The 12749-nt window shown below is 33.7% G+C and carries 16 protein-coding genes; 7 read left to right on the top strand and 9 right to left on the bottom strand.

Going from position 1 to position 12749, the window contains the following annotated elements; all coding sequences use genetic code 11:
- Positions 1-83: 83 nt before the first annotated feature.
- The 9 genes from A9G45_RS12535 to A9G45_RS12495 form a co-directional block, all read right to left on the bottom strand.
- Complete coding sequence (locus A9G45_RS12535) at positions 84-1055, bottom strand: sugar-binding transcriptional regulator (RefSeq protein ID WP_065568321.1); 972 nt, start codon at positions 1053-1055, stop codon at positions 84-86.
- Between the two features lie 124 nt (positions 1056-1179).
- Positions 1180-2418 carry a zinc-binding dehydrogenase gene (locus A9G45_RS12530; RefSeq protein WP_065568322.1) on the bottom strand — a complete coding sequence of 413 codons (1239 nt, stop codon included), beginning with the start codon at positions 2416-2418 and terminating at the stop codon, positions 1180-1182.
- A gap of 162 nt (positions 2419-2580) precedes the next feature.
- Positions 2581-3411, bottom strand: coding sequence for a mannose/fructose/sorbose PTS transporter subunit IID (locus A9G45_RS12525; RefSeq protein ID WP_065568323.1), 831 nt, complete (start codon positions 3409-3411; stop codon positions 2581-2583).
- Between the two features lie 16 nt (positions 3412-3427).
- On the bottom strand, positions 3428-4246 hold the full coding sequence (locus tag A9G45_RS12520; RefSeq protein ID WP_065568324.1) for a PTS mannose/fructose/sorbose transporter subunit IIC: 819 nt from the start codon (positions 4244-4246) through the stop codon (positions 3428-3430).
- 45 nt (positions 4247-4291) lie between these two features.
- The gene (locus A9G45_RS12515) at positions 4292-4765 is read right to left on the bottom strand and encodes a PTS system mannose/fructose/N-acetylgalactosamine-transporter subunit IIB (protein WP_065568325.1); all 474 of its coding nucleotides are present in this window, start codon (positions 4763-4765) and stop codon (positions 4292-4294) included.
- Position 4766: 1 nt separating this feature from the next.
- Positions 4767-5186, bottom strand: coding sequence for a PTS sugar transporter subunit IIA (locus A9G45_RS12510; protein WP_065568326.1), 420 nt, complete (start codon positions 5184-5186; stop codon positions 4767-4769).
- A gap of 282 nt (positions 5187-5468) precedes the next feature.
- On the bottom strand, positions 5469-6137 hold the full coding sequence (gene mutH / locus A9G45_RS12505; RefSeq protein ID WP_065568327.1) for a DNA mismatch repair endonuclease MutH: 669 nt from the start codon (positions 6135-6137) through the stop codon (positions 5469-5471).
- Between the two features lie 80 nt (positions 6138-6217).
- The gene (locus tag A9G45_RS12500) at positions 6218-6766 is read right to left on the bottom strand and encodes an NADPH-dependent FMN reductase (protein WP_065568328.1); all 549 of its coding nucleotides are present in this window, start codon (positions 6764-6766) and stop codon (positions 6218-6220) included.
- A gap of 71 nt (positions 6767-6837) precedes the next feature.
- Positions 6838-7374 (bottom strand): Dps family protein, encoded by a 537-nt coding sequence (locus tag A9G45_RS12495; RefSeq protein WP_065568329.1) that lies wholly within the window; start codon positions 7372-7374, stop codon positions 6838-6840.
- Positions 7375-7631: 257 nt separating this feature from the next.
- On the opposite strand from A9G45_RS12495, the gene srlA reads away from it, so the two are divergent.
- From srlA to A9G45_RS12460, 7 genes are all read left to right on the top strand, one after another.
- Positions 7632-8180 carry a PTS glucitol/sorbitol transporter subunit IIC gene (srlA, locus tag A9G45_RS12490; RefSeq protein ID WP_065568330.1) on the top strand — a complete coding sequence of 183 codons (549 nt, stop codon included), beginning with the start codon at positions 7632-7634 and terminating at the stop codon, positions 8178-8180.
- A 29-nt stretch (positions 8181-8209) separates the two neighbouring features.
- A complete protein-coding gene (gene srlE, locus A9G45_RS12485; RefSeq protein WP_065568331.1) occupies positions 8210-9217 on the top strand; it encodes a PTS glucitol/sorbitol transporter subunit IIB in 1008 nt (335 codons plus the stop codon).
- A gap of 92 nt (positions 9218-9309) precedes the next feature.
- Positions 9310-9678 (top strand): PTS glucitol/sorbitol transporter subunit IIA, encoded by a 369-nt coding sequence (gene srlB, locus A9G45_RS12480; RefSeq protein WP_065568332.1) that lies wholly within the window; start codon positions 9310-9312, stop codon positions 9676-9678.
- Between the two features lie 11 nt (positions 9679-9689).
- Positions 9690-10469: a sorbitol-6-phosphate dehydrogenase gene (gene srlD / locus A9G45_RS12475; RefSeq protein WP_065568333.1), complete on the top strand. Its 780-nt coding sequence runs from the start codon at positions 9690-9692 to the stop codon at positions 10467-10469.
- A 73-nt stretch (positions 10470-10542) separates the two neighbouring features.
- Complete coding sequence (locus tag A9G45_RS12470) at positions 10543-10911, top strand: transcriptional regulator GutM (RefSeq protein ID WP_065568334.1); 369 nt, start codon at positions 10543-10545, stop codon at positions 10909-10911.
- Between the two features lie 99 nt (positions 10912-11010).
- Positions 11011-11790, top strand: a complete 780-nt coding sequence (srlR, locus tag A9G45_RS12465) for a glucitol operon DNA-binding transcriptional repressor SrlR (protein ID WP_065568335.1) — start codon at positions 11011-11013, stop codon at positions 11788-11790.
- Positions 11791-12222: 432 nt separating this feature from the next.
- Positions 12223-12749 (top strand): hypothetical protein (locus tag A9G45_RS12460; protein ID WP_141673687.1); only part of this gene is annotated, 527 nt, incomplete at its 3' end.

The following is a 12749-nucleotide window of genomic DNA, read 5'->3' as shown; positions in this document are numbered from 1 at the left end:
TAACGTACTGCTTCATAGGCAATATTACTAAGTAATAAAGACTGAAGTAAATCAAACTATTGGCAAATCATTTTAGTTGAAAATTAGTCTATTAATTGTGTTGCCATTTCATCACTAACTACCAATATATCAATATAATTTCCATTTAGTGCCGCAATTAAACTATTGATTTTTTCCGGATCACCACTCGCACATATTTTTAAAGGAATTTTTTTCAGATTATCCAATGTTACCCCGATAATTTGTTTACAAAATGGTGTTGCTAATTCATTTCCCTTTTGATCGAAAAAATGAGATAGAATATCTCCTACAATTTTTTTATTAGCAATCGTTTGAAACAACTCGCCATAAAAGCCATACCAAATAGAACTTTTGGAGATAGCAGGACAACCCACACTAAAAAGCCCTATTGTAATTTTACTCCACCAATCTTTTAACTCTCTCATATGTTGAGTTTTTTCAATTTCTAATTTTAATTTTTCAGTATCAACAATGGCAGGGTAATCAATAAGTATAGCCTTACTATTTAATTTGTTGGATAGTTTGTAAGCAATATTGTTGACATGGTATTTTGTTTCAATTTTTCCCGAAGGTCCGCCAATCATTGGTACAATGGTTGTATTTTTAAATTTGATGTTGTCATTTTTTAAACAATTAACAATATAATTAATAGTGCGACCCCATGAAATGCCAATGATATCGCCATCATGAATATTCTTGAATAATACATTTGCAGCAACATTACAGACAATCTGATTTTTGCTGTCATTATTAATATTTTGATTGACTGGTACAACAATAACTTGTTTTAAATTAAATTTATTAAGAATTTCTTCTTCTAATGCAATGTTGGGTAGTAAATCGTAGTTAATTGATATAGAAACAATGCCTAATTCTCGTATTACTTTTAACATTCGACTAATGCTTGATCTATGTATGTTTACGATTTTGGCTATTTCGGATTGAGTTTTATTTTCTTCATAATAGAGTTGAGCAATTTTTACTAATAACTTGTGTTGCTCAAAATCGTAGTTACCAAGGTTGTTATTAATCATGGTGATATTATCTTATTAGTCATGGTTTTTAAAAATCACTATCTATTTCAAAAATACCAATGCCATTTATGATACTTCATAAAATGGCATTTTGATGTAGTTAAAGTATACCAAAAAATTAAAACTAAATATCAGGAAAATGACTTAATACAAAATCTTCCGCTTCTTTTGACCAAATACCATGATTTTTATCTAATATTTTTTTCAATGTAATATCATCAGCGTTATCGGTTAAAGAGTCTAAGCCTTTTATTTCAAATTTTTTATGAGTATAAACCAATTTTTTTCCGCCTTTAATTTCATTTTGTCTTTGGGTGATTTGACAAGCTTGATCAATTCCCATTATATGAGACACAATTTTAGCAACATCAACCTTACCCGATTCGATTAGTTTAACGGCTGAATGCATATCATCAGGATTTCCTCCAGAAGTTCCAACAATATGCGTAAAATTATAATGAACATCATAAAAATTAATTTCAGCCTCAAAATTTTTATTTTGGGGACCAGCAAAAAAATTCAAGCAACCATCAAAAGCTAATAATTGCGATGCTAAATGAATCAAATCTTTTGATGGTAAAAAGATAAAGATATCATCAAAACAGTTTTTGGAAGATGTATTTTGTAATAAAGACAATTGATCTTCACTATCAGATATATCAATAAATTCAAGCTCAACGCCATTGCGTGATGGGTATAATTTTTTCAATAGTGCTATTTTTTCTTTACTTCTCCCTGTGACAACTACTTTTTGAGGTTTTATGTCCCCTCCCAAAGCGTAGTCTATTGCCAGCATACCCATTGGACCGGTTCCCCCTAATATGAGCAGTTCTCCATTAGGCTTTATCCCCATAATATGATCATAACTATTTGGCTTTAAATGATAGTTAGCATTAAATGCACCAATAACACAAGATAAAGGTTCAACTAATGCACCTTCAAAATACGTTTTTCCATCATAAGGAATTAAACAATTTTGTTTTAATACGTCATGATTAACAATCATATAAGTTGCACATCCGCCTGTATTTGGATATGAATAACCAACACAATAAGGGCTATCTATAAGTTGTAAGTTAGCTTGTATAACGTATTTTTGCCCTTTTTTAAACTTATGTTGCCAATTTTTACCTACTTGCACAATATCGCCGCAGCATTCATGTCCAATAATGACTGGGTTGTTTTTTAGATCTGGTGGTGTTTTCTTATGATTTTCACCTTGATTTACTAGCTTTAAGGAAGACATGCAGATGCTATCCACAATGACAGACACTAATACTTCATCATCGGATATAGGTGGAAGCTCAAAAGATTCTAACCGAAGATCATTTTTTCCGTATAATCTAACTGCTTGAGTTTTCATACATTCCTCTTTAATAAATTAAACTTTATACAAATTTAACTTCAATATTGTTTAAATACCTAGTGATACTAGTAGTTGTAAGAAAAAACTGTATTTATAACAAATTGTTGTAATTTTTTGATTCAAAATGAGACTTAATTTTTTAAGATTTTTATTGGCATTTTAAGCTAAAATACCTAATCCATAGCCAATGATACCCACAGCAAATAAGGCAAAAATTAAGATAATTGGGCTGACTTTTTTTCTGAGTAACTTCATTGTTAACAATGTTAGCCCCAAGGGGAGTAAGCCGGGCACAAGATCGTTAAGTATACCTTGTACTGTCATAACGATTTCATTACCATTCGCATCGGTTGTTTTAGATACCACTAATGGAATATTTATTGAAGTCCATTTTGTCACGAGTACACCCATAATAAATAAACCAAGAATAGATGCACCTTCAGTCATTTTAGGTAAAATATTACCCGAAAGATCTTTAACAATACCTATTCCTTTCGATAATCCATAGGTTAAGCCATACCATTTCATAGCAAGTCTGAACAAATTAAATAAAACAAAAAATAATAATGGACCAGCAATATTACCTGTGAGTGCTAAAGATGCACCAAGTGCCGCAGTGATAGGACGCAATGTGCCCCATACTAGAGGATCGCCAACACCAGCTAAAGGTCCCATTAACCCAATTTTTAGACTATTGATTGTTCCATCATTAATTGGTGCACCATTTGCTTTTGCTTCTTCCATCGCTATTGTTACGCCAAGCACAGGCCCACACATTGCTGGGGTCGTGTTGAAAAAAGATAAATGCCTTTTTAATGCTTGACGTTGCTCATCTTTAGTGTGATAAATTCGTTTGATTGTTGGAATCATATCTACACAAAAAGCAAGTGCGTGTATACGTTCATAATTAAAAGAGGCTTGTTGAAAATTAGAACGAATGAATGTACTAATCACGTCTTTTTTTTGAACGGTTCTTAATGTCTTTTCCATAATAAATCCTTATAAGTTAATCGTCTAATTCATCATCGGTAATTGTTTGATTGGTATTTGTTGCTTGATTTGCAAATTTATTATTATTTGGTATTACATTAAATTTTGGATTTAATTGAACATAAATAATGGCAAAAATAACTGCTAAAATACCAAATGAAAGTAAACTAAAATTTAAATATCCACCTAGAACAAAACCTAAATAGAAAAATGGGGCTAAATATTTAACAATCATCATGTTTAACACCATTGCATAACCGACAACAACGATAAATCCACCAGCTACGGAAAGCCCACCAGTGACAATATCTGGCAACATGTTTAATAAGGATTGAACAGTGCTTGCATCAACATAAATTGCAACAATAGTGGCAGGGATAGAGACTCTTAATGCTTGTACAAAAAGCGCACTAAAATGGAGTAATTCAATTTTTCGAAATTGAACCTTTTCAGCTGCTTTATCTGCCTCATGCTGAAATATCACTGTAATGGTTCTTGCAAAAACAGTTAATATTTGTCCTGCTGCTGCGACGGGAAGGGCTATAGCTATTCCTGTTTGAATATCTTGTTTTCCTACAATAACTAAGGTTGTTGAAATTACACTAGCTAATGCTGAATCTGGTGATTGTGCTGCTCCTATATTCATCCACCCCAATGCTATAAGTTCAAGAGTTCCTCCTAAAATAACCCCTGTTTTTATATCTCCCAATATTAAGCCGATCATAGTGCATGCAATCAATGGACGGTGAGTTTGAAACTCATCAAGCACACTTCCCATCCCTGCGATACACGAGAAAATAAAAATCAATATGATTTGAAGTACTGAAATGTCCATGTGTTTCTCCTACCATTTATTGTGTTAGTTAGTATGACTAACCGTCTAGATAAGTTTGATAAAATCAACATTCGGATCAGTAATGATGACTTTTAAGCACAGGTTGATACCCATCTCATGCATTTTTTTGAATGCAGATATGTCGTTTTTGTCAACAGAAACGGCTTTGGTAATTTGTTTCTTCCCCTCTTTAAACGACATTCCTCCAATATTAACCTCTTTAATAGGAACCCCCGCATTGATTAATCTCAAAACATCGGTTGGGTTGGTGAAAAGGTAAAAAACAGTATCATTTTCATATTTAGGGTTTTTATAGACCGCAGCGGCTTTATCAATACTAATCACCGAAACTTTAATTCCAGGAGGTGCAGCTTGTTTGACTAGAGTTGAACGTATATCATCATTAGCGACCTCATCACTGACAATGATAATTCTTTCTGCTTTAGCTTCTTTTGTCCAAACGGTGGTAACTTGACCATGAATTAATCGATCATCAATACGAACTAAATTTATAATCATTTTATAATTCCTCTTCTGGAGATATGCTTTTAGATAATGATTTGAAAGATCTAATAAAATCTAATTTAACTTCGCCTAATTGTTCATATACGGTTTCAATATTGATAAGTGAAAAATCAAGATTTAATAGTTCTAAACAAAGGGGCAAAGACAAACCACTGATGACTTCTATACTATCTGATTGCATAGCTAGCATGGCCGCTGCGTTATAAGGGCTACCAGAAAATATATCGGTAATAATGACAAACTGTTTGCTTTCAGATTGATTAATAATTTTTAGATATTTATCTTTTAAATCATCAATGCTATTTCCTGGTTCAAAAGTTATTGAATGTAAATTAGGATATTGGCCTGCAATCATTTCAATACTATTTTTCATTTCATGGGCAATTTTCCCGTGTCCAGCTAGAATAATGTTCATTTAAAACCCCCTCACAAATTCTCTTTTTCAATCACAAATGTTGAGGCAACTTTATATTCACATATGCTCAAAGTAAATCATAAATGTGAAAAAATGTGATGAAGGTAGTATTTTTGTGAAAATGAGAGTAAAGAAGTTATTTATTTTTTAGTGAGAGATTGAACTATTGTCAAAAATTTCAATAGTTAGGTAAGAGTTGGTATTAAAAGCACATATAACCAGTATATTCTGTTATACGATCAATATTTTCAACTATAAATCATTCTATTGCACTTAAAATGACTATCGTATTAACGCTTGCAATATTTGCATAGTAAATGTTTTTTTTAAATAAAACCCACGTGGGCGAGTTAAAATAATTTCACCATTTTCACCAATTGCTTCGGTGAGCGCTTGCCCATTGGCTGCTTTTGGTCTAATTTGTAGATAAGTACCGTATCTTGCAGTAATTTTTTCAACTTGCCCTAGTGCTATCATATCCATTAATTCTTGCCAATCCTGTTTAAGCTGTTGTTCTTGTGCTTGAGTGGGTGTCCATAAAATCGGGTTACCCACTTTTCGATCAATAAGCGGAATTGTTCTTTCCCCTTCAATTGGAACCCATAACACTTTGGCGAGTTTATATTTTACATGGCTTGTCTCCCAAATAACGCCATGATTAGCCATTAATGGCGTAACACTGACAAAGGTGGTTTCTAAAGGTTTACCTTGTTTATCAACGGGAATTGTTTTTAGCTCAATACCTAGATTAGCAAAATCGCGCTCAGCTTTACTGCCCGCATTTGCACCTAAAATAGTTTCGATAAGATTACCAACCCAACCTTTTTGTTTATTTAAATTATCGGGTATTGGAATGTTTAAATATTGTGCTATATCTCCAAAAGAATATCCTGCAACTAATTGTGCACGATCTAATAGTTCTTGTTCGCTCTTGGGAATAGATAATGTCATTACAGCGGAATATAAATTGATTTACCGAATAAAATACACAGCCAAATCATTTTGGCTGTGATAATGAAAATGTATATCAATTAGCTTAGTTTTTCAACCCAAGCAGCATAAGAGTTAATAAATAATGACAAAAATTCTTTGCTTTTTTCGGTAACATTGCCTTGATCATCAAAAGCCGCACTTACACTGCCAAAATAAGCTTCAGGTTGTTGTAATGTTGGCATGTCAAGAAATACTAATGATTGACGTAGCTGATGGTTAGCCCCAAACCCACCAATTGCACCTTGTGAAACAGAAATAATTGCAGCAGGCTTTTTAGACCAGATACTTTTACCATAAGGTCGAGAACCCACATCAATTGCATTTTTGATAACGGCGGGTAAGCCACGATTATACTCAGGCGTTACAAAAATGGCGCCTTGACAATTAGCTATTTCTTGACGAAAACGAGTATAAGAGGCAGGAGGGGCATCAGTATCAATATCTTCATTATATAAAGGTAAATCCCCAATTTGGATAATTTGTAATGAAAGTGATGGTGGTGCGATTTTTTGGAAAACTTTTGCTACTTTTAAGTTATAAGAGTCTTTACGCAAACTTCCTACTAATACAGCAATTTTTTTACTCATCTTAAATCTCCACATATTTTTAATAAGAGGCATAATCAATGCCTCTTATTATTATCATTAATAATTATTTATTAATGTCCTGATGAGTCGACTTTTCGGCCGGCTTCAAATAAGAACCATGCACGCTTTTCAGTTTGATCAATCCATTCTTCAATTAAACTTGCAGTAGCAGTGTCGTTATATTTATCACAGATATCATGCGCTACACGCATGCGTTCTGTCAATCTTACGTTATCTTGGCAAAGTTCAGCAAGCATATCTGATGGCTCAACAAAATCAGCATCGTTATCAGCAATGCTTTGCAATTTACCAATATGACCGATTGAACGAAGTGTTGTGCCACCTAACTTACGTACACGTTCGGCAATTGGATCTGTCATTGCAAATAGCTCTTCACCTTGATCATCTAGCATTAAATGATAGTCACGAAAGTGTGGACCACTAACGTGCCAATGAAAGTTTTTGGTTTTTAAATATAGAGCAAATACATCTGCTAAAACAGAATTCATTGCTCCAGAAATATCTTTTGATGCCTTTTGACCTAAATCAGTTGGAAACAAAATCGCTGCTTGTTGTAGCTTTTTAGCAGAAGTCGTACTTTTAGCCATGATATATTCTCCTTAAAGTGAATAATAAATACCCGTATTGCTAAAATTACGCCAACTTAAGGTTAATGTCCAATAAAAAAACATTAATTTTTTACTATCATTGCTATTTTATTAACCTATTACTTTTCTCATTTCTTTTTATTTGAAATATTATTTTTCAAAATGAAATAAAATATTTTAAATTGTGATCATCTTAAAAGTTTTTTGTTTCTAGAGTTGATAGTATTTTCCCGAAATTTAACTTAATAGGAGACAACATGATTGATGCTATTTCATTTGGTGCCGAGTGGTTTATTGGCTTATTCCAAGAAGGAGGCAAAGTATTTATGGGAATGGTAACTAACATTTTGCCATTATTAATTTCATTACTTGTAGTGATGAATGCAGTGATTAAATTTATAGGGCAGGAACGTATCGAACGTTTAGCGCAAGCATGTGCAGGTAACCCAATTTCTAGATATTTATTACTACCGCTCATTGGAACTTTTGTTTTTTGTAACCCAATGACATTAAGTTTGGGGCGCTTTATGCCAGAGTTTTACAAACCAAGTTATTATGCTGCTTCTTCTTATAGTTGCCATTCTATGAATGGGTTATTTCCACACGTCAATCCAGGTGAACTTTTTGTATATTTGGGTGTGGCAGCGGGTTTAACTACATTACATTTACCTTTAGGTCCTCTTGCTGTGAGTTATTTCCTTGTCGGTTTGGCTACTAACTTCTTTAGAGGTTGGATCACAGACTTTTGCACTGTCATTTTTGAGCGAAAAATGGGTATTAAATTAGCAAGAACAGTTCATCTATAAAAAAAATGATAATGATAAGGAATACAAAAATGACTAAATTTATTCATATCGAAAAAGGCGAAGCGGGTTGGGGGGGGCCTTTGGATCTTCCTATTATTGCAGGAAAAAAGATTGTCTATATTGCTGCTGGTACTCGCCCAGCGATTGTTGACACCCTCGTGGAGTTAACTGGATGGAAAGCCATTGATGGTTTCAAAGAGGGAGAACCACCTAAAGAGGAAATTGGCGTAGCTGTTATTGACTGTGGTGGAACATTACGTTGTGGTATTTATCCCAAAAACCGAGTGCCAACGATTAATATTCATGCAACAGGTAAATCTGGTCCATTAGCTCAATATATCGTTGAGGATATCTATGTTTCAGCAGTAAAACCTCAAAATATTTCATTGATAGAAAAAGATAGTGATGTTGCAGATGAAACCTCATCAATAGTTAAAGAATCACAAATAAATAATAATTTGTCTGAATTTAAGGAATATGACAGCAGTAAAAAAATTACAGAACAAAGTGATGGATTATTAGCAAAAATCGGTATAGGCATGGGATCTGGCGTTGCAATTTTTTTCCAAGCTGGTCGTGATACTATTGATACAGTACTTAAAACAATACTTCCTTTTATGGCGTTTGTATCGGCATTAATCGGGATCATTATTGCATCTGGGTTAGGCAACCTTATTGCACATGGATTGGTTCCGTTAGCCAACAACCCTATAGGACTTATTATATTAGCCTTGATCTGTTCTTTCCCATTGCTTTCTCCGTTCCTCGGCCCTGGCGCGGTTATTGCCCAAGTTATTGGTACTTTAGTTGGTGTACAAATTGGGCTTGGCAATATTCCGCCTCATTTAGCATTGCCAGCGTTGTTTGCAATTAATGCACAAGCGGCATGTGATTTTATTCCTGTTGGTTTATCGCTTGCTGAAGCCAAGCAAGATACGGTGAGAGTGGGTGTGCCATCTGTATTGGTTAGTCGTTTTTTAACAGGTGCACCAACAGTATTAATCGCATGGGCGGTTTCATTATTTATATACCAATAAATTGTTTTAAAGGTCAGGGCATCTGCCCCTAATTTAAATCAATGGTAAAAATAAAAAATCCTGTATTAAGAGTAAAGATAAGAAGGTTAATCATGTCAAATGTTATCTATCATTCAAAAATTGATCAAATTGGTGAGTTTGCCCAAGAAGCATTAGCTGACGGTATGTTAATCCTGTTTAAAAACGGTGCGCCTGCTGATTTAGCGGACTACTGTTTTGTTCATAGTCATGATGATTTAAAACTGGAATTACAAGTGGGGCAGATACTTCAATTAGGCAATCATATTTATAACATCACATCGGTTGGCGAAGTTGCTAATGTTAACTTACGTGAATTAGGTCATATCACATTAAGATTTGATGGTAATAGCCAAGCCGAATTACCCGGAACTGTTCACGTAAAAGGGGAAATTCCTGCGCAACTTTTTGTGGGTGATGAAATTAGAATTTTAAATGATTAAGGAATATAAAAATGAAAAAAGTAGCAGTTGTTATCGGTGGTGGTCAAACTTTAGGTGAGTTTTTGTGCAAAGGTATCGCTGATGCAGGATACCAAGTTGTTGTTGCTGATTTGAATATTGACAATGCGAATAAGGTAGCGGAAGCCATTAATCAAAAACATGGTGCTGGCTCAGCTCAAGGGTTTGGGGTTGATGCTACCAACGAAGAAAGTGTAATCCAATTAGCACAAGATGTTGATAGTGCATTTAAACATGTTGATTTAATGGTATATAGTGCAGGTGTTGCAAAAGCTTCACCTATTAGCCATTTTACATTGACCGATTTTCAATTATCGGTGAATGTTAATCTTACAGGCTATTTTTTATGCGCGCGTGAATTTGCTAAATTGATGATCAAATATAATACTCAAGGTCGAATTATTCAAATTAATTCAAAATCAGGCAAAGTTGGTAGCAAACATAATTCAGGATACAGTGCGGCTAAATTTGGTGGAGTTGGGTTAACACAGTCTTTAGCTTTAGATCTTGCTGATCATGGTATCACTGTTAATTCGTTGATGCTGGGTAATTTATTAAAATCACCAATGTTTCAATCATTAATACCACAATACGCTAAAAAACTAGGTATTCCAGATGATCAAGTAGAGCAAGTTTATATTGATAAAGTGCCACTTAAACGCGGTTGTGATTATCAAGATGTGCTAGATGTGCTGCTATTTTATGCAAGTGATAAGGCTTCTTATTGTACTGGGCAATCTATTAATATTACTGGTGGGCAAGTAATGTTTTAGTTAAGATGATATGCGAAAATTAAACCAAACAATTTTCGCATATTTTATACCTAACATATAATGGAGAATAACCATGAATATGAGTAATACTTTAATTGTAATTGCACTTATTGCTTGGTGTCTTCAAATTGTATTTAGCTGGCTACAAATTCGGCGCTTTAATCAAGCCTTTTTAGCGATGAACAAAGGGGCTTATTTAGGTATTGGTCGTAGCAAAACAAAACGATTTAGACCAAGAGTATTAATAGCTATTTCATTAGATGAAAATCAAGTGGTTATTGACTCTGTATTGATGAAAGGTATTACTGTTTTTGCCTCACCAAAGCCCATCATTCAGCTACATGGATTACCTATTGCTGATATTATGCCCGAAAACGTTTTCCCCAATGATATTGCGTGTCAAAGTGCATTGACTGTGGCATTAGCCACAGATAAAAAATAACTAACTTTTATTCTGAAAAATATTCCCTTTCATTATGAAATAATATATTTTAAAGTAATACGATTTATATATGCATGCTAATGATGATGGGATTTTATTATGAAAGTGAAGCAACGACAAACAGCGATTTTAGAATACCTGCAAAGTAACGGGCAAGCTAGTGTAGATGAATTGGTTGAGCATTTTAAAACAACAGGAACAACAATTCGTAAAGATCTCACACAACTTTATGCAAGTGGCTTAGTTTTGCGTACTTATGGTGGTGCAATGTTAAATCGAGAGCTTGGAGATAGAGCTATTGATCACAAAACTTATATTAATACCGCACAAAAAAAAGCCATAGCAGAAGAGGCCGCTAAGCTGATTCATGAGGGGGATTCAATCATTTTTGACGCTGGAAGCACCGTTGCTCAAATGATCCCAACGCTAGCTAAATTTAATAACCTCACGATTATGACCAATAGTTTGCATATGGTTAATGAATTGGTTGCGAACGATAATGATCAAACTATTATTTTAACGGGAGGCACGTTTCGTCGAAAATCAGCCTCTTTTCATAGCAACAATGCATTAGCTATTGCCGCATTTGAATCTTATACCTTTGATATGTTATTTATGGGGGCTGATGGTGTTGATTTAGTTGGTGGCGTCACAACGTTTAATGAAAGTTACCATGGTAGTGTGGCAATGAGTAAGGCTGCTGCAAAGTTAATTTTATTAGTTGATTCATCAAAATTTGGTCGTCGTAGCCCCAATGTTGTGTGTGATTTAAGTGCTGTTCATACAATTATCACCGACGATAATTTAGATAATAGGTACTTTGAAGCGCTAACACAAAAAGGAATTAACCTAATTAAAGTGAAAATAAACGGAAAATAAATCACATTAAATTATAATTTTTACACAATAGATTATTTTTGCCATCAAAATTAGACTAATTTTTCATTAATTATTTAATTGTATAATAGTTAAAATTTTGTCAATCTCTTTTTTATCTAAGCTATTTTTAACAAACTATCGTATTGCCTAATAAGCGCATTATTAGGTACTTTGTTCTATGCACAAAAAAGTTCTATGCACAAAAAAGTGATATTTATTGTGTTTATCGTTATTTTTATCCCGTTTATTGTTGATTTAGTGTAGTACTATCGCATTGATTTCTTAAGTGTGCCTAACAAGTGATCAGTCCATGTTTTATCTTTACAAAACTTAACAAAAAAGTTGGTTAAATAAGGCTTATTTTTGTTTATAATTGATAATATTTAGAAAAATGGAATTAATAACCAATAGGTTATAACAGGTAATGGTGGAATGAATAGTCATACTAATTTGTCTTTTGTACAAAAAATTAATTTTATAAAAAACGTAAAAACAGATTATCAAAGTACATTGTCGGCGTTGTCCAAATGGAATATTAATCGTTATACGTTATCAATATCAGGTGCTTTATTGGGCTTAATGGTATCAACCAATGCTACTGCATTATCAGCAACAACCTCTAATGTGATACAAGGCAGTGCTCCTTATTTAAGCTTGGATAATGGTGTAACGAAAATAATGAGTGAAGAAGGCTTGCTCAGCATTAAATTACCTGATGGTAGCCTGTATATTGCTCCAGGTGAAAATAGCGAATTATATCCTAATGCCAAAGTTGATAATTCAAGCTACACAAATCCTATAGCATTACCTAGCGAAGTAAAAACATTTGCTGATATTCAAACATTTGTACCATTAACAGATAATACACATTACCCAAGTATTGAGCTAAGTAACTTAATCGGCGAGCCACATAATTATTGGGGCGATGCTGATGGAGATGGTAATGCCAGTGCGACAGG

This window comes from Gilliamella sp. HK2 (assembly GCF_001690265.1).
In the GTDB taxonomy this organism is placed as follows: Bacteria; Pseudomonadota; Gammaproteobacteria; order Enterobacterales; family Orbaceae; genus Gilliamella; species Gilliamella apicola_C.
The sequence above is the reverse complement of the archived record's forward strand: the minus strand, read 5'-3'. Positions and strand labels throughout refer to the sequence as shown.